This window comes from Paracoccus sediminis (assembly GCF_900188295.1).
GTDB lineage: Bacteria > Pseudomonadota > Alphaproteobacteria > Rhodobacterales > Rhodobacteraceae > Paracoccus > Paracoccus sediminis.
Map to the genome: position 1 here is coordinate 59,229 of NZ_FZNM01000007.1, position 15,935 is coordinate 75,163.

General features: G+C 63.8%; 17 protein-coding genes. 13 read left to right on the forward strand and 4 right to left on the reverse strand.

Annotated features, from left to right (window positions below):
• Position 1: 1 nt before the first annotated feature.
• The gene (locus tag CHB77_RS11190) at positions 2-742 is read right to left on the reverse strand and encodes an N-formylglutamate amidohydrolase (RefSeq protein ID WP_089388305.1); all 741 of its coding nucleotides are present in this window, start codon (positions 740-742) and stop codon (positions 2-4) included.
• A gap of 112 nt (positions 743-854) precedes the next feature.
• Between CHB77_RS11190 and pyk the strand changes: the two genes are divergently transcribed.
• From pyk to CHB77_RS18065, 8 genes are all read left to right on the forward strand, one after another.
• The gene (gene pyk / locus CHB77_RS11195) at positions 855-2,300 is read left to right on the forward strand and encodes a pyruvate kinase (protein ID WP_089388306.1); all 1,446 of its coding nucleotides are present in this window, start codon (positions 855-857) and stop codon (positions 2,298-2,300) included.
• A gap of 33 nt (positions 2,301-2,333) precedes the next feature.
• The gene (locus CHB77_RS11200; protein ID WP_089388307.1) at positions 2,334-2,558 is read left to right on the forward strand and encodes a hypothetical protein; all 225 of its coding nucleotides are present in this window, start codon (positions 2,334-2,336) and stop codon (positions 2,556-2,558) included.
• A 108-nt stretch (positions 2,559-2,666) separates the two neighbouring features.
• Positions 2,667-2,867: a 50S ribosomal protein L35 gene (gene rpmI / locus CHB77_RS11205; protein ID WP_089388308.1), complete on the forward strand. Its 201-nt coding sequence runs from the start codon at positions 2,667-2,669 to the stop codon at positions 2,865-2,867.
• A gap of 16 nt (positions 2,868-2,883) precedes the next feature.
• Positions 2,884-3,243, forward strand: a complete 360-nt coding sequence (gene rplT / locus CHB77_RS11210; RefSeq protein ID WP_089388309.1) for a 50S ribosomal protein L20 — start codon at positions 2,884-2,886, stop codon at positions 3,241-3,243.
• Positions 3,244-3,451: 208 nt separating this feature from the next.
• On the forward strand, positions 3,452-4,078 hold the full coding sequence (locus CHB77_RS11215) for a VPLPA-CTERM sorting domain-containing protein (RefSeq protein ID WP_089388310.1): 627 nt from the start codon (positions 3,452-3,454) through the stop codon (positions 4,076-4,078).
• Positions 4,079-4,224: 146 nt separating this feature from the next.
• Positions 4,225-5,565, forward strand: a complete 1,341-nt coding sequence (locus tag CHB77_RS11220; RefSeq protein WP_089388311.1) for a cytochrome P450 — start codon at positions 4,225-4,227, stop codon at positions 5,563-5,565.
• Positions 5,566-5,624: 59 nt separating this feature from the next.
• A complete protein-coding gene (gene pheS, locus CHB77_RS11225; RefSeq protein WP_089388312.1) occupies positions 5,625-6,707 on the forward strand; it encodes a phenylalanine--tRNA ligase subunit alpha in 1,083 nt (360 codons plus the stop codon).
• 88 nt (positions 6,708-6,795) lie between these two features.
• On the forward strand, positions 6,796-7,380 hold the full coding sequence (locus CHB77_RS18065; protein ID WP_131023354.1) for a hypothetical protein: 585 nt from the start codon (positions 6,796-6,798) through the stop codon (positions 7,378-7,380).
• Positions 7,381-7,442: 62 nt separating this feature from the next.
• Here the strand turns inward: CHB77_RS18065 and CHB77_RS11230 are convergent, their stop codons facing one another.
• Positions 7,443-7,934 carry a hypothetical protein gene (locus CHB77_RS11230; RefSeq protein WP_089388313.1) on the reverse strand — a complete coding sequence of 164 codons (492 nt, stop codon included), beginning with the start codon at positions 7,932-7,934 and terminating at the stop codon, positions 7,443-7,445.
• Between the two features lie 109 nt (positions 7,935-8,043).
• Between CHB77_RS11230 and CHB77_RS11235 the strand changes: the two genes are divergently transcribed.
• Positions 8,044-8,454 carry a SufE family protein gene (locus CHB77_RS11235; RefSeq protein ID WP_089388314.1) on the forward strand — a complete coding sequence of 137 codons (411 nt, stop codon included), beginning with the start codon at positions 8,044-8,046 and terminating at the stop codon, positions 8,452-8,454.
• On the opposite strand, the gene mnmA is transcribed toward CHB77_RS11235, so the two are convergent.
• A complete protein-coding gene (gene mnmA, locus CHB77_RS11240) occupies positions 8,426-9,580 on the reverse strand; it encodes a tRNA 2-thiouridine(34) synthase MnmA (RefSeq protein ID WP_089388315.1) in 1,155 nt (384 codons plus the stop codon). The two genes, CHB77_RS11235 and mnmA, sit on opposite strands and share 29 nt — an antisense overlap.
• 144 nt (positions 9,581-9,724) lie before the next feature.
• On the opposite strand from mnmA, the gene sciP reads away from it, so the two are divergent.
• The 4 genes from sciP to recG all read left to right on the forward strand — a co-directional run bounded on the left by sciP (position 9,725) and on the right by recG (position 15,180).
• On the forward strand, positions 9,725-10,000 hold the full coding sequence (gene sciP / locus CHB77_RS11245) for a CtrA inhibitor SciP (protein ID WP_089388316.1): 276 nt from the start codon (positions 9,725-9,727) through the stop codon (positions 9,998-10,000).
• A 95-nt stretch (positions 10,001-10,095) separates the two neighbouring features.
• On the forward strand, positions 10,096-10,803 hold the full coding sequence (gene ctrA, locus CHB77_RS11250) for a response regulator transcription factor CtrA (protein WP_089388317.1): 708 nt from the start codon (positions 10,096-10,098) through the stop codon (positions 10,801-10,803).
• A 94-nt stretch (positions 10,804-10,897) separates the two neighbouring features.
• Positions 10,898-13,087, forward strand: a complete 2,190-nt coding sequence (gene ligA / locus CHB77_RS11255) for an NAD-dependent DNA ligase LigA (protein WP_089388318.1) — start codon at positions 10,898-10,900, stop codon at positions 13,085-13,087.
• Positions 13,084-15,180 carry an ATP-dependent DNA helicase RecG gene (gene recG, locus CHB77_RS11260; protein ID WP_089388319.1) on the forward strand — a complete coding sequence of 699 codons (2,097 nt, stop codon included), beginning with the start codon at positions 13,084-13,086 and terminating at the stop codon, positions 15,178-15,180. The genes ligA and recG overlap by 4 nt, the downstream gene beginning before the upstream one ends.
• Positions 15,181-15,439: 259 nt before the next feature.
• Here the strand turns inward: recG and CHB77_RS11265 are convergent, their stop codons facing one another.
• The gene (locus tag CHB77_RS11265) at positions 15,440-15,877 is read right to left on the reverse strand and encodes an iron-sulfur cluster assembly scaffold protein (RefSeq protein ID WP_089388320.1); all 438 of its coding nucleotides are present in this window, start codon (positions 15,875-15,877) and stop codon (positions 15,440-15,442) included.
• Between the last annotated feature and the right edge of the window lie 58 nt (positions 15,878-15,935).

Sequence of the window (15,935 nt, forward strand, 5' to 3'; positions counted from 1 at the left end):
GTCAAAGGCCGGTCGCGGCCAGCGTGGCCGCAAGGACCGGGGCCAGACGCGCTGCCCATTCGGCCTGACCCGCCTTGTCCGCGATCAGGTCGTTTCGCAGTTCGATCAGCACATTCGGGCGTCCGTGCCGCAAGGCGTGGCGATCGATCGAATCGCCGTCCAGATGCCCGTCATAAGGCTGATTCTCTCCTGTCACCCAACCCTCGGAACGGCAGGCCTGAACCAGCGGCGGCCCCAGACGCACATCCTGATAGGAGTACAGGATCCCCACCTGCCACGGCCGCATCGGACGGCCGCGCAGCTGCGGGGTAAAGCTGTGGATGGCGCAGATGCAGCGCCGCGGGTGGCCATCGGCCAGCCGCGCCAGCGCCGCGTGATAGGGGCGGTGCAGCCGGTCCAGCCGCCGGGCGCGTTCCGCCGCGTCGGCATCCTTGTTTGCCGGAATGACCGTGCCGTCGTAAAGGCGCATCAGCAGGGTGGGATCATCCTCGCCCCGGTTCGGATCGATGACCAAGCGCGAGAAATCGGAAAAGATCGCCGGCGCATCCATCAGCCTCGCCAGCCGCGACGCCAGACCCGCCGCGCCCACGTCATAGGCGATGTGGCGGGCCATGTCCTGCGGCGCGATGCCCAGATCTCCGCCGCCGACCCAGCCCGGAACCCGGTTTGTGGCATGGTCGCAGGTAATCAGCCAGCGGGACGGGCGGTCGTCTCCTTCGATCCAGAAGGCGCGGTCTGTCATCGGTCGGTCATCCTTCATGTCGCAGGATGTCTATGGCATGGTGTGGCGGGACGCCAGTTGCGGCGGCGGGCAAACTGGATCATAGTTAGCGCAAACAGAGAAGGGCGACAGGATGAGACGGCACCGCAATGTGAAGATCGTGGCAACCCTTGGGCCTGCCTCCAGCGCCAAGGACATGATCCGTGCGCTGTTCGACACCGGCGCCGACGTGTTCCGCCTGAACATGAGCCATGGCAGCCATGACGACCATCGCGCCCGTTACGATGCCATCCGCGCGGTCGAGGCGGAAACCGGCCGTCCCATCGCCATTCTGGCCGATTTGCAGGGGCCGAAACTGCGCGTGGGCCAGTTCGCGGCGGGTGCGCATGATCTGGAGGAAGGCGACCGGTTCCGCTTTGATCTGGACGCGGCGCCGGGCGATTCCCAGCGGGTGCAACTGCCCCATCCCGAGATTTTCGCGGCCCTGGTTCCGGGCAGCAACCTGCTGGTCAACGACGGCAAGATCCGTCTGCGGGTCGAGGATTGCGGCCGCGATTTCGCCAACTGCGTCGTGACCGTCGGCGGCACCATCAGCGACCGCAAGGGCGTGAACGTCCCGGACGTGGTGCTGCCCCTGGCGGCGCTGTCGGGCAAGGACCGCGCGGATCTGGAATTCGCCTGCGAACTGGGCGTCGATTGGCTGGCCCTGTCCTTTGTCCAGCGCGCCGCGGATGTCGAGGAAGCGCGCGCCTTGGCCAAGGGACGGGCCGCGATCCTGTCCAAGATCGAAAAGCCCGCCGCCGTCGATGCCTTCGAGGAAATCCTGGCCGCATCTGACGGGATCATGGTCGCGCGCGGCGATCTGGGCGTCGAACTGCCCATCTATTCGGTCCCGCCCATCCAGAAACGGCTGGTGCGCAAGTGCCGGTCCGCAGCCAAGCCGGTGATCGTTGCGACCCAGATGCTGGAATCCATGATCGACAGTCCGATGCCCACGCGGGCCGAGGTCAGCGACGTGGCCAACGCCATCTACGAAGGCGCCGATGCGGTGATGTTGTCGGCCGAGAGCGCGGCCGGCGCCTATCCCATCGAGGCCGTGCGCACCATGGACAATGTGGCCCGGTCGGTCGAGGCCGACAGCAACTATCGCGCCATCATCGAGGCCTCGCGACAAAACAAGCTGCACAGCGTGGCCGACGCCATCGTGACCGCCGCGCGCGAGATCGCGGAAACGACCGACATCGCCGCCATCTGCGCCTTTAGCCAATCGGGCAAGACCGCCAGCCTGGTCGCGCGCGAACGGCCGCGCGTGCCGATCATCGCGCTGACCCATGTCGAATCGGTTCTGCGCCGTATGTGCCTGACCTGGGGCACGCATTGCGTCATCACCCCGCAGCTGTCGCGCTTCAAGGAAGCGGTGGTCAATGCCACCCGCGCGGCGCGCGAATTCAACTTTGCCGATGAATCCCGGCAGGTCGTCGTGATCGCGGGCGTGCCCTTCAACGTGCCGGGCAGCACCAACATCGTGCGCATCGCGCCTTGCGACGAACGCTTGATCTTCGCGTCCGATCCAGAATAAGCCCGCGGCGGACAAATCATCACGGGGACTTTTATGTCGGATCTTCTGTTGCTGGGCGGCGTGGCCCTGTGTCTGCTGTCGGTCATTGCCGCCGTCGTGCAACTGCTGCGGACCCAGCCCCCACGCGCGGCCGCGATCCTGCTGGTGCTGGGCATCGCGGCGATCTTCGCGGGGGTTTATCTGGCCGATCAGCCTTTTGCCCTTGACCAGATCCCGCAAGCCTGGGATCGGCTGGTCGGTGCCAGCACCACGCCCTGAGGGCTTGCCATCACCACAAGGCGCGCTTATACGGCGCGCTTCCTGCCCGTGCGGCCGGCCACGATGGCATTGCCGAGTCGCACGTTCACTTCGATCAAGGAGATGAAAATGCCGAAGATGAAGACCAAGTCTGCCGCGAAAAAGCGGTTCTCGTTCACGGCCTCTGGCAAGGTCAAGTCCGGCCAGGCCGGCAAGCGCCACGGCATGATCAAGCGCACGACGAAGTTCATTCGCGATGCGCGCGGCACCACCGTCCTTTGCGACGCGGATGCCAAGATCGTCAAGAAATACATGCCCTATAACCGCTGATCGCGAGGACTGAATAATGGCACGAGTTAAATCCGGCAAGGTCACCCACGCCCGCCACAAGAAGGTTCTTGACGCGGCGAAAGGCTACTATGGCAACCGTTCGCGCAACTTCCGCACCGCCACCCAGGCCGTGGACAAGGCGAACCAGTACGCCACCCGCGACCGCAAGACCCGCAAGCGCAATTTCCGCGCCCTTTGGATCCAGCGGATCAACGCCGCCGTCCGTCTGGTGGATGCCGAGATGACCTATTCGCGGTTCATCAACCTGTTGGCGAAAGCCGGGATCGAGGTCGACCGCAAGGTGTTGGCCGACCTGGCCGTGAATGAACCCGAGGCGTTCGGCGCCATCGTCGAAAAGGCCAAGGCAGCCGCCTGATTCGCGGCCAGCCTATTTGTTCAAATAGCCCGCCAACAGGCGGGCTTTTCCACATTTGACAACCACACCAGTGGTTTGCTGCCTTTTTGCCCGGCAATCAAAGATAATTGATGAAAGGGAACCTGTTTGGTGAACTACAGTTCCCGTAAAGCGTTGGCTTTCACGACCAAAATTGGTCGAATTTTCGTATGGGTAAAAAGGGTACGTAATGATCAACCACAACCTCTGCGCAGGCATGCTGACTGCGACCATTGCATTGGGCGCGGGCACAGCACAGGCCGCGACCTATACCGCTAGCCAGGTCATCGAGGATCAGACTGCCTATGGCACCTGTTCCAAACTCTCTCGGAAAGAATGCAAGAAAAGCGAGATCGATTCCCGCAAGGCATTGGGAGAGATGGACGGCGAATTTTATACCTTGGGCCTTGGCGGGCAGCTTACGCTGGCCTTCGATTCCGCCAGGATCGGACCAGGCGCGACGGTGACGGTGCAGGAATACACGTACAACAGGCCCGCCAGCAGCAACCGCCATTACGAAGCGGTGGATGTGTATTCGATCTTTCAGGGCGTGACGACCTTTGTGGACACGGTGTTCAACACGGCCGCATCGACCACCCTGTATCTTGCGCAAGGCTTTGAATACCTGCGCTTCGTGGACGTCACAACGCGCGAATTCGGTTGGACACGCAGCTTCAACGGCTTTGACGTGGATTCGGTTACGGTCGATACCAGCGTGGCCAGCATCGCGCCTGTGCCCTTGCCTGCCGGGGGCGGTCTGCTGCTGGCTGGATTGGGCGCCTTCGGGCTGCTGCGCAAACGCAAGGCTGCCGCCTGAAACCAAGACCGGGCTTGATTGGGAATCGAAGGCCCGCCGGACGATGGCGGGCCTTCCCTTTTCCGCAGGCTGTTGCGGCGGATGCAGAAACTGTCTGACTGCTGCCGGCCCAGTGCCATTGGACCATAGCGTGGAAAGCCCTTGGGATGCCGAGTGAACCGACAAAGGTTGCCCTTGCCCGCCAGCCTCTGGGCATCGTCGGCACTGCGCTGACCGCCCGGCGCAATCTTCTGGAACTCATCCCCGAGATTGCGACCCGTCAGCCGATCGTGTCCGGAAAGACCGGCGTGCGATTTCACATGGTCATGGATCCCGCGACGCTGCGCCACATCCTGAAGGATCGGGTCGAGGATTATCCCAAGTCGAACGTCACCAAGCTGATCCTTGAACCGGCAATCGGCGACAGCCTGTTCGTCGCCGAAGGGGCGCAATGGCGTTGGCAACGCCGCGCCGTGGCCCCCGCCTTTGCGCTTCGCCATGTCCAGGCGCTTGGCCCGATCATGACCGCCGCCGCCCAGGCGTCGTCCCGCCGCCTGGCGGCCGCCCGCAGCCCTGTCGATCTGTTCGAGGAAACGGTGGCCGCCACCTTCGAGGTCATTTCGGACGTGACCCTGTCCGGTGACCGTGCCTTCGATCGCGATGCCGTCCACTATGCCATCGACGGTTATATCGCGCAAACGGCCAAAGTGTCGCTTCTGGACGTGATGGGCCTGCCGGGCTGGATCCCCCGGCCGGGACGGATGTTCTCGCGGCCCGGTCTCAACCGCATGAAGCAGATCGCGGACCGGGCCATCGACAGTCGCGCCGCAAATCCCAAAGCCGACGGTGTGCCCGATCTGCTGGATCTGCTGCTGGATGCCGCCGACCCGGAAACGGGCCGCACGATGACGCGCGACGAACTGCGCGACAACCTGCTGACCTTCATTGTCGCCGGGCATGAAACGACCGCCCTGACCTTGGCCTGGGCGCTGTATCTGTGCGCCTTCGATCCAAACGTTCAGGACGCCGCCGCTGCCGAGGCTGGGGGAGTCCTGGGCGATCAGGCGGCCTTGGCCACGGATCTGCCCCGGCTGCCGCTGATCCAGCGGATTGTCAACGAGGCGTTGCGCCTGTATCCCCCTGCCGCCTTCCTGTCGCGGACGGCGCAGGTTGCCGACCGGCTTTGCGGCCGGGACGTTTTGCCCGGCGATACCGTGATGCTGCCGATCTATGCCCTTCATCGCCACCACCTGTTGTGGGACCGCCCCGACACCTTCGATCCCGATCGCTTCCTGACCATGCCCGACCGCTATGCGTATCTGCCTTTCGGCGCAGGCCCCCGCATCTGCATCGGCGCCAGTTTCGCCCTGCACGAGGCGGTCATCATCCTGGCGACCCTGTTGGCCCGGTTCCGGTTCACCGCCATCCCCGGCCGCGATCCGCAGCCCCGGATGATCCTGACCCTGCGCCCGCACGGCGGGGTCTGGCTGAATGTCGCGCCGCGCTGAGGCTTTTCCCCCGGCGCCGCAGATGCTAACCGCAGCGTGACGACACGCGAGGCATCACGATGGACGATCTGACCCCCCTGCGCCAGCAATGGCTTGACCGCATCAACGGCGCCGCCGATCCGGCCGCGATCGAGGAGGTGCGCCTGGCCGCCCTGGGCAAGAAGGGCGAGATCAGCCTGAAGATGCGCGAACTGGGCCGGATGACGCCCGAGGAACGCCAGACCACCGGCCGCGCGCTGAACGAATTGCGCGACGAACTGGACGCCGCCCTGCGCGCCCGCAAGCTGTCGCTGGACGATGCCGCGTTGGAATCGCGGCTGGCGGGCGAATGGCTGGACGTGACGCTGCCCGGCCGCCCGCGTCCGCGCGGCACGATCCATCCGATCAGCCAGGTGACCGAAGAAGTCACCGCGATCTTTGCCGACATGGGATTTGCCGTCGCCGAAGGCCCTCAGGTCGAATCGGACTGGTACAATTTCGACGCGCTGAACATCGCACCCGAACACCCCGCGCGCCAGGAACACGACACCTTCTTCCTGCACCGCGCGCCCGGCGACACCCGCCCGCCGCATGTCCTGCGCACCCATACCAGCCCGGTGCAGATCCGGGCCATGCAGGACCAGGGCGCGCCGATCCGCGTGATCTGCCCCGGCCGCGTCTATCGCATGGACATGGACCAGACCCACACGCCGATGTTCCACCAGGTCGAGGGTCTGGCCATCGACCGCGACATTTCCATGGCGCAGTTGAAATGGACGCTCGAGGAATTCTGCCGCGCCTTCTTCGAGGTGGGCCAGGTCGAACTGCGCTTTCGCGCCAGCCATTTCCCCTTCACCGAGCCGTCGGCCGAGGTGGACATCCGCTGCGACTGGTCCGGTGGCCAGTTGAAGATCGGCGAGGGGGATTCGTGGCTGGAAATCCTCGGGTCCGGGATGGTGCATCCGAACGTGCTGCGCGCGGGCGGGATCGACCCCGACCAGTGGCAGGGCTTTGCCTTCGGCATGGGCATCGACCGGATCGCGATGCTGAAATACGGGATCCCGGATCTGCGGGCGTTCTTTGAAAGCGACCTGCGCTGGTTGAGGCATTATGGGTTCGCGGCGGGGGATGTGCCGAGTGTGAGCGGGGGGTTGAGTAGATAGATCACAATCGAACTGAGTTTAATTACTACCTTGTTGACCCACGTCGGCTGGTCTGGTGAAGTGTAGACAAAAGCCGCATGAGACTGTCATGAACTGGATTTCTTTGTTTGCAGTAGTTACTCTCGCAACTCCAGTAGCATCACATGCTTGGGAATTCGAACTTATTGAAGGTCGCGGCGCAGGAACGATAAGGGCTTGTGCGGCCACAAGAGCTTATAGAAACGGTTTCTTCACTGTCCGTCTATATGGAGAGCAGATGGACTTTGTTATGGCTAACGACGAACTAGCATTGCCTTATGGACAAATGTTAGGGCCTATTGCAATAGTAATTGGCCCAGAAAATTATGTTGGTGTTGCATATTCCTTTGATAAAGACGCTGCTGATGCAGCACCGACTACAAGTGTCCTTCAGATTGTTCCGATTAGAGAAGAATACGAGAAAATCTTTGATGGTTTGCGCTTTGGTAGTGAGGCTACTGTGATTTTCCCCAATGGCGATAATTATGCCATTGATCTTGTTGGAAGTTCTCAAGCATTAGGTTTGGCTTCAGAATGTTGGCGCCAGACGAAAACAGGGCCAAACAACAAGAACCCATTTGAGGTTCCAGAAGGGGGTAATCCCTTCGAGGCAACTCCTCGGGAGAATAAAAACCCGTTTGAAAAGCCTGCTTGATGTAAAGCGAGCATGTGTTCGCACGGGTTAATACCATAGAAGGGTGTGTCAAATCTCGCACCCTAACGCCCTAACCTTACCACATTCCCCGCGCTCGTGATCTCCACCGCCGCGATCCGCGCCAGTTGCACCGAAGAAATCGCCATCGCCGTCCTGATCTCATCGACGCCGGGGCGGGCGGGCAGGGCGGCGGCGCTGCCCGGCGCCGGGGGCACACCCACCAGCCGCAGACGCAGCACTCCGTCCGCATCCGGCGCCAGACGGCCGCCCGGCTGGGGCTGGGCCGTCACAAGCGCGACCGAGGAATAGCCGCGCACCGGCGCAAAGCCCTCGACCACTAGCAGGCGGCCTTCGTTCAGCGGCTCCCACCGGGCGGCGATGATCTGGGGGATCAGGGGGCGGGTGTCGGAGGTCTGGGCATAGCCGCCTTCGGGTTCCAGCGTCCGGACCGGCGCGGACCCCCAGGACAGCGGGTTCCAGCGGCTGTCGCCAAGACGCCCGCAACCGACAAGAGCCATGGTGGCGATCAGCAGGGGCGCGGTCAATTTCATCATGTCACCATCCCTCGGGCGTTTTCGATCTGTTAGGCGAAATCGGCGCGCGGATAAAGGCACTTTGACCTTGGCGCCGGGACGCATTACCTAAGGCCGAAAGGATCCCGCCATGGCAACCCAAGCCTTCGAAGACATCGCCGAGACCTTCGACTTCCTCGACGACTGGGAAGATCGCTATCGCCACGTGATCGAGCTTGGCCGCGCCATGCCGCCCATGGACCCGGCCTTGCAAGTCCCCGCCACCAAGGTCGAGGGTTGCGCCAGCCAGGTCTGGATCATGCCGAGGATAGAAAAAGGCCGCTTCGATTTCCAGGGCGACAGCGACGCGATGATCGTGCGCGGGTTGATCGCGGTGCTGCACGCGCTGTATTCCGGGGTGCCGGTGGGGCAGGTGAGCCGGATCGACGCGCAGGCAGAACTGGCACGGCTGGGCTTGGATGAACACCTGTCGTCGCAACGGTCGAACGGGCTGCGGGCGATGGTGCAGCGGATCAGGCAGCTTTCCGACGCCGCAGCGTGATCCAGCCCCCGCCCAGCACGCGGCTGCCGCCTGGTTCGTAGAACACGCATGCCTGTCCAGGGCTGACGCCTTCCTCGGGATCCAGCAGCTCGACCTCGGCGCGGGTGGCATCGACGGGCCGCAGGATCGCGGGACGCGGGGGTCGGGTGGACCGGATGCGCACCATGACCGGTATTTCTCCGGCAAAGGGCTGATCGCCCAGCCAGTTCACCTCGCTGATCGGCACGATGGTCGTGGCCAGCGCCGATTTCGGCCCGACGACGACGCGTCGCGCGTCGGGATCCAGCCGCACGACATACAGCGGATCGCCCAGGCCCCCGATGCCAAGCCCGCGCCGCTGACCGATGGTGTAGTGGATCACGCCGCGATGCCGGCCCAGGACAGTGCCGTCCATGTCCACGATCTCTCCCGGCTTGCCCGCGTCGGGGCGCAGCTTCTCGATAACGGCGGCATAATTGCCGTTCGGCACGAAGCAGATGTCCTGACTGTCGGGCTTGTCCGCCACCGCCAGGCCGTATTCGGCCGCCAAGGCGCGCGTGTCCGCCTTGCTGGCCAGATGACCCAGGGGAAAGCGCAGGAAATCGAGTTGGTCCTGAGTCGTGGAAAACAGAAAATAGCTCTGGTCGCGATTCGGATCGGCGGCCATGTGCAGTTCGGCCCGCCCCGCGCCGCCCTTGCGCTGGATATAATGCCCGGTCGCCATGCAATCGGCATCCAGATCGCGCGCGGTTTCCAGCAGGTCGCGGAACTTGACGCGTTCGTTGCAGCGGATGCAGGGTACCGGGGTCGCGCCCGCCAGATAGGCGTCGGCGAACTCGTCGATCACCGATTCGCGGAACTTGTTCTCGTAATCCAGGACGTAATGGGGAAATCCCATCCGCTCGGCCACCCGGCGCGCGTCCTGAATGTCCTGGCCCGCGCAACAGGCGCCCTTTTTCGCCAGTGCCGCGCCATGATCGTAAAGCTGCAAGGTCACGCCGATGACGTCATAGCCTTCGGATTTCAGCTTGGCCGCCACGACGGAACTGTCCACGCCGCCGGACATCGCCACCACCACCCGCGTATCCGCGGGGGATTTGGCAAAGCCCAGGCTGTTCAGCGCGGGGGCGCGGTGATGAAGCGTCATGGCGGTTCCCGGATGATGATTGCTTCGAAATATAGGCAAATGCTGTCTATTCTCAACCCGTCAAGCGGACGGAAACCTGCGATCCTCAACCTCGTCTTAAGGGGGGTGGGGCAATGTCACGCCATGCGACATAGGACAGGTGGGATGTTCTTGAAAAAAACCGACGCTCCTCGCACGGTGGTGCTGCCCGACGGCAGGATCCTGAGCGTGGCCGATCTGCCGCCCGAAGATACCCGCTGGGTGGCCAGCCGCAAGGAAACCGTGGTCAACGCCGTCAGCCACGGCCTCATCAGAAAGGATGAGGCCCTGCGCCGATGGGGCCTGTCCGAGGAGGAACTGGATGGCTGGGCGATCGCCGTTCAGAAACATGGCCGTGCCGCCCTGAAAGTGACGGCCATCCAGCGTTTTCGACAACCTTAGGTTGCGTTTTCCCGATTTAACCACCATAGGTAACGACATGTTAACCTTATGGGCCGATGGTGGGACCAGCTTAGACAAGAATCGGGGCGACTTTCATGCGAATTCTGTTGGTTGAGGATGATCCCAGCACGGCGCGGGCAATCGAATTGATGCTGACCGCTGCCAGCTATAATGTCTTTCGGACGGACATGGGCGAGGAAGGGATCGATCTTGCAAAGCTTTACGACTATGATCTGATCCTTCTGGATCTGGACCTTCCCGACATGCACGGGATGGAGGTTCTGCGTCATCTGCGCCTGGCGCGGGTCGATACGCCGATCCTGATCCTGACCGGATCGGACGATACCGAAAGCAAGCTGCGCGGCTTTGGCTTCGGCGCCGACGATTACATGACCAAGCCGTTCAACCGAGAGGAATTGCAGGCCCGTATCCAGGCGATCATCCGCCGGTCCAAGGGCCACAGCCAGGCGATCATCAAGACGGGCGAGATCGTGGTGAATCTGGATGCCCGTTCGGTGCAGGTCAAGGGCAAGGCCGTGAACCTGACCGGCAAGGAATACCAGATCCTGGAACTGCTCAGCCTGCGCAAGGGCACGACGCTGACCAAGGAAATGTTCCTCAATCATCTTTACGGCGGCATGGATGAGCCGGAACTGAAGATCATCGATGTCTTCATCTGCAAATTGCGCAAGAAACTGTCCGAGGCGATTGGCGGCGACAGCCATATCGAAACGGTCTGGGGCAGGGGCTATGTTCTGCGCGAACCCACGCCCAATGCGGAACGGCTGGCCATCGGCGCCTGATCCCAGGCGGCTGTGGCCTTGATGGCGCCGCGGCCTATGGGAAATTCCTTGCCTGCCGTCGTATAGAATGGACGACGACAGGCAGGAGGCGGCGATGACCGAACAGCGACAGGACGAGGGCGCACAGGCTCTGGCGGATATCGCCAGCCTGGATGAAAAGCGCGCGGGCGAAGAAATCGCCGACCTGTCGGCTCGAATCGCCCAGGCCAACGACGACTATCATCGTCATGACGCCCCGGTGCTGTCCGATGCGGAATATGACGCCCTGAAACAGCGGCTGCTGGCGTTGGAGGCGGCCTTTCCCCGCCTTGCCCGACAGGACAGTCCATCCCGCAAAGTTGGCGCGGCGCCGGCCGAAGGGTTCGGCAAGATCCTTCACGCGCAGCGCATGATGTCGTTGGAAAATGGCTTCAGCGCCGAGGACGTGCATGACTTCGTGGCCCGGATCCGCAGTTTCCTGGGTCTGAGCGACGGTCGGCTGGCCTTTACGGCGGAACCCAAGATCGACGGCCTGTCCCTCTCGCTGCGCTATGAGGATGGGGCTTTGGTCCAGGCGGCCACACGCGGGGACGGCGCGGTTGGCGAAAACGTCACCGCCAATGCCCGAACGATCGCTGACATTCCGCACCGGTTGGCAGGCGCCGCCCCCGCCGTGCTCGAGGTGCGGGGCGAAGTGTACATGAGCCATGCCGATTTCGAACGGCTGAATGCCGCGGATGGCGGCAAGGTGTTCGCCAACCCGCGCAACGCCGCCGCCGGCTCGTTGCGCCAGATCGACGCGGCCGTCACCGCTTTGCGCCCCCTGCGATTCTTCGCCTATGGCTGGGGAGAGGTCGGCGAACCCCTGGCCGCGACGCAAATGGCCGCGGTCGAGCGGCTGGCGCGGCTTAGTTTCCAGACAAATCCCCTGATGCGGCTGTGCGACAACGCGGACCAGATGATTGCCGTCTGGACCGATATTGAACAGCAGCGCGCAACGCTGGGCTATGACATCGACGGGGTTGTGTACAAGGTCGATGACCTTGGCTATCAGGCACGGCTTGGATTTCGGTCGACCACGCCCCGCTGGGCGTTGGCACACAAGTTTCCGGCCGAAACGGCGTGGACCCGCCTTGACCGCATCGACATCCAGGTCGGCCGCACCGGCGCGCTGTCCCCGATCGCACGTCTGGAGCCTGTCACCGTCGGCGGCGTCGTCGTATCGAACGCGACGCTGCACAACGAGGATTACATTGCCGGGCGCGACAGCACCGGCGTGCCAATCCGCGACGGGCGCGACATCCGGCCGGGCGATTGGGTCAAGGTGTATCGCGCGGGCGATGTGATCCCCAAGATCGCCGATGTCGATGTCTCGCGCCGGGCGGACGGCAGCCAGCCCTATGTCTTTCCGCGAACCTGTCCGCAATGCGGGTCGGATGCAATCCGAGAGCCGGGCGATTCGGTGCGCCGCTGCACCGGCGGCATGGTCTGCCCCGCCCAGGCGGTCGAGAAGCTGAAGCACTTTGTCAGCCGCGCGGCCTTCGACATCGACGGGCTTGGCGCCAAGCAGATCGAGATGTTCTTTTCCGACCCGACCCTGCCGATCCGGGAACCCGCCGACATCTTCACCCTGGCCGAACGTGATTCCCGCAACATCGCCAGGCTGAAGAACCGCGACGGCTTCGGCGCGCGGTCGGTCGAAAAACTGTTTGCAGCAATCGAGGACAAGCGCAGCATTCCTCTGGAAAGGTTGATCTTTGCCCTTGGCATACGCCATGTCGGCGAAGTCGCGGCCGGCATTCTGGCCCGGCATTTCGGCACATGGGACAGGCTGATCGCCGCAGTGGACGCGGCGGCGCGCGAACCGGCCTTCGTTGCGGATGATGCCTCGCGCCGGGCGGCCATGGCCAACAGCCCGAACTGGACCGAACTGACCGCCATCAACGGCATGGGTGCGATCCTGGTCCAATCGCTTGTCACCACCCTGACCCAGGGCGCCGAACGGCGCGGCATCGACCGGCTGCTGGACCGGATCGAGGTGATCCCGGCCACGGTCCGTCAGGCGCGCACGACCGAAATCACCGGCAAGACGCTGGTGTTCACCGGCACGCTGGAACGGATGACACGGGCCGAGGCCAAGGCGCGGGCCGAGGCGATGGGCGCCAAGGTTGCGGGTTCCGTCAGCGCCAGGACCGATATGCTGATTGCCGGGCCGGGTGCCGGCTCCAAGGCTGCGAAAGCAGCCGGATTGGGAGTCAGGGTCATCGACGAGGATGAATGGCTGCGGATCGCGGGCCGCTCATGACGCAGCCCAAGGGCCGTCCACCGGCGTTGTTCCCGTTGTTTTCGGATGTGGATACCTTGCCCGGCATCGGCCCGAAAGGCCGTGCCGCGCTGGCGCAGATGGGGATCGAACGGCCGCGTGACCTGATCCTCACCTTGCCCGCAAGTGGTGTCATCCGTCGCCGGATCGCCCGCATCGGCGATGCCCGCCCGCCCGAGATCGTCACGCTGGCCGTGACCGTCGGCCGGCATTTCCCGCCGCCGTCGCGTGGTCGCCCGTGGCGTGTGCAATGCGGTGATGGGGCAGGCGACATGACCCTTGTGTTCTTTCATCCCCGCAAGGAGTGGATCGAAAGCCAGCTGCCGACGGGGGCGCGCCGCATCGTCAGCGGCAGGATCGAATTGTTCGACGGTTTGGCCCAGATGGTTCATCCCGACCATATCCAGAAAGAGGACGAGCCTTTGCCGCCAGAGTTCGAGGCGGTCTATCCCCTGTCTGCCGGATTGACGCAGAGAGCGATGACAAAGGCGATCGCGGCGGCGCTGACCCGGTTGCCGCCCGTTCACGAATGGATCGACCCCCAGCTTGTGGCCCAGCGCGGCTGGCCCGATCTGGCGGTCGCGCTGCGCCAGGCCCATGATCCGCAGTCGATGCACGATCTGTCCCCGGATGCCCCGGCGCGGGCTCGGCTTGCCTATGACGAATTCCTGGCCCATCAGATGACCTTGGCCCTTGTTCGCCGCGAAAGACGGCGGCTGAAGGGCCGTCCGAGCCGGGGCGCCGGGACGCTGCGGCGCGCGGTTCTGGACGGCCTGCCATGGCCGCCCACGGGCGCGCAACGCCGTGCCGTTGACGAAATTGCCGCCGACATGGCCAGCGACCAGCGCATGAACCGGCTGTTGCAAGGCGATGTGGGATCGGGAAAGACGCTGGTGGCGATGCTGGCCGCCCTGATCGCCGTCGAGGCTGGCGGGCAGGCCGTTCTGATGGCGCCGACCGAAATCTTGGCCCGTCAGCACGCCCGTGCGTTGGAGCCTTTGGCAAGGGCTGCCGGTATCCGGTTGGCCGCCCTGACCGGGCGTGACAAGGGGGACTTGCGCGCGCAACTGCTGGAGGATCTGGCGCTGGGGCGGATCGATGTTCTGGTCGGCACCCACGCCGTTTTCCAGAAAGACGTTCATTTCCATGACCTGCGACTGGCGATCATCGATGAACAGCATCGATTCGGCGTGGCCCAACGGTTGGAACTGTCGGCCAAGGGTCAGGTGCCGCCCGACATGCTGATTATGACCGCGACCCCGATCCCCCGATCATTGGCGTTGACGCAATATGGCGATCTGGACATCTCGGTTCTGGACGAAAAGCCGCCGGGGCGCCAGCCGATTACCACGGTGATGATAAGCGATCAGCGCCTGGACGAGGTGACGGCGCGGTTGCGCCGCGTGCTGGACCAAGGCGCGCGGGCTTACTGGGTCTGTCCCCTGGTCGATGAAAGCGAGGTCAGCGACCTGACTGCGGCCGAGGCCCGGTTTCAATCGCTGCGGGCGCACTTCGGCGATGCCGTGCGTCTGGTCCATGGCCAGATGCCCCCCGATCAGCGCGATGCGGCGATGGCCGATTTCGCCAGCGGGCGGGCGCAACTGTTGGTCGCAACCACGGTGATCGAGGTGGGGGTGGACGTGCCCCAGGCGACGATCATGGTGATCGAACGGGCCGAAAGCTTTGGGTTGGCGCAGTTGCATCAGCTTCGCGGCCGGGTCGGGCGGGGGCAGGGCGCCTCGACCTGTCTTCTGATGTATCATCCGCCGCTGAACGACAGTGGGGCGCAGCGCCTGACCACCCTGCGTGATACCGATGACGGATTCCGAATTGCCGAAGTCGATCTGACCATGCGTGGCGCGGGCGATGTCATCGGCACGGCCCAGTCCGGCCTGCCGCGATTCCGAATCGCCGACTTGGAACATCAGGCAGGATTGATGGCGGTCGCGCGGCAGGATGCGCGCACGCTGCTGGACCGGGATCCGGGGCTGGAAAGCCAGCGGGGACAGGCAATCAGACTGCTCATGTGGTTGATGAGCCAGGACGAAGCCATTCGGCTGATTTCGGTCGGATAGCAAAGTTCCTAAAATGTTCTTTACAGAACGTCGTTAATATGGGAACAAAGAGGCAACAAACCGGAGTTTCCCATGTCCCGTGAATTCGCTTCCGATCTGCTCGGCGTCACGTCCCTGGCCGTCACGACGGTGATCGTCCTGTGGCTTCCCGCCATCCTGCAAGCTTGAACTCTGCCCCGCGTTGCTGTGACGACGCCCCGCCTGTGCGTTCGTCAGGTTCCTGCACGCGCAACTGCCGGCCCCTTGCGGGCCGGTTTTTTCATGCTCCGGCTTGGGCGATCGCGTCCAGGGTCGCATCCCAGGCCAGCAGGATCGAGGCATGGCGGTTGGGGTATTCGCGCGCGGGCCACAAGGCTTCGAGATCGGCGAAAGGCGCGGCCGGGGGCGCGCCGTCCAGGGTCAGCATGGCGCGCAGCGCGTCACGGGTATCCGCGATCTCGGCCCGGCTGCGGCCGATGACGGCCTGGCCCAGAACCGCGGCCGACGCCTGCCCAAGCGCGCAGGCCCGAACCTCTTGCGCGAAATCGGCGACCCGGTCCCCGTCCATCGCGACATAGGCCGTGACCGAGGATCCGCACTGGGGCGACCGGCGCATGGCCTTGCCGTCGAAGTCCGCAAGCACCCCCAGATGCGGAATAGCGGTCGTCAGCGCAAGGATCCGGCGTGAATAAAGCTGCATCAGGTCGCTGTCGGCCATCGGTCTTTTCCTTGCGCTGCCTCTGGCCTAGATAAGGACGCGCCCCTTGAAAGGAAAC

Coding starts and splice junctions, on each gene's coding strand:
- ctrA (WP_089388317.1), top strand. CDS start 10,096: ATGCGAATTCTGTTGGTTGAGGATGATCCCAGCACGGCGCGGGCAATC.
- pyk (WP_089388306.1), top strand. CDS start 855: ATGAGACGGCACCGCAATGTGAAGATCGTGGCAACCCTTGGGCCTGCC.
- CHB77_RS18065 (WP_131023354.1), top strand. CDS start 6,796: ATGAACTGGATTTCTTTGTTTGCAGTAGTTACTCTCGCAACTCCAGTA.
- CHB77_RS11215 (WP_089388310.1), top strand. CDS start 3,452: ATGATCAACCACAACCTCTGCGCAGGCATGCTGACTGCGACCATTGCA.
- ligA (WP_089388318.1), top strand. CDS start 10,898: ATGACCGAACAGCGACAGGACGAGGGCGCACAGGCTCTGGCGGATATC.
- CHB77_RS11220 (WP_089388311.1), top strand. CDS start 4,225: ATGCCGAGTGAACCGACAAAGGTTGCCCTTGCCCGCCAGCCTCTGGGC.
- pheS (WP_089388312.1), top strand. CDS start 5,625: ATGGACGATCTGACCCCCCTGCGCCAGCAATGGCTTGACCGCATCAAC.
- rplT (WP_089388309.1), top strand. CDS start 2,884: ATGGCACGAGTTAAATCCGGCAAGGTCACCCACGCCCGCCACAAGAAG.
- rpmI (WP_089388308.1), top strand. CDS start 2,667: ATGCCGAAGATGAAGACCAAGTCTGCCGCGAAAAAGCGGTTCTCGTTC.
- CHB77_RS11230 (WP_089388313.1), bottom strand. CDS start 7,934: ATGATGAAATTGACCGCGCCCCTGCTGATCGCCACCATGGCTCTTGTC.
- recG (WP_089388319.1), top strand. CDS start 13,084: ATGACGCAGCCCAAGGGCCGTCCACCGGCGTTGTTCCCGTTGTTTTCG.
- CHB77_RS11265 (WP_089388320.1), bottom strand. CDS start 15,877: ATGGCCGACAGCGACCTGATGCAGCTTTATTCACGCCGGATCCTTGCG.
- CHB77_RS11200 (WP_089388307.1), top strand. CDS start 2,334: ATGTCGGATCTTCTGTTGCTGGGCGGCGTGGCCCTGTGTCTGCTGTCG.
- sciP (WP_089388316.1), top strand. CDS start 9,725: ATGTTCTTGAAAAAAACCGACGCTCCTCGCACGGTGGTGCTGCCCGAC.
- CHB77_RS11235 (WP_089388314.1), top strand. CDS start 8,044: ATGGCAACCCAAGCCTTCGAAGACATCGCCGAGACCTTCGACTTCCTC.
- mnmA (WP_089388315.1), bottom strand. CDS start 9,580: ATGACGCTTCATCACCGCGCCCCCGCGCTGAACAGCCTGGGCTTTGCC.
- CHB77_RS11190 (WP_089388305.1), bottom strand. CDS start 742: ATGACAGACCGCGCCTTCTGGATCGAAGGAGACGACCGCCCGTCCCGC.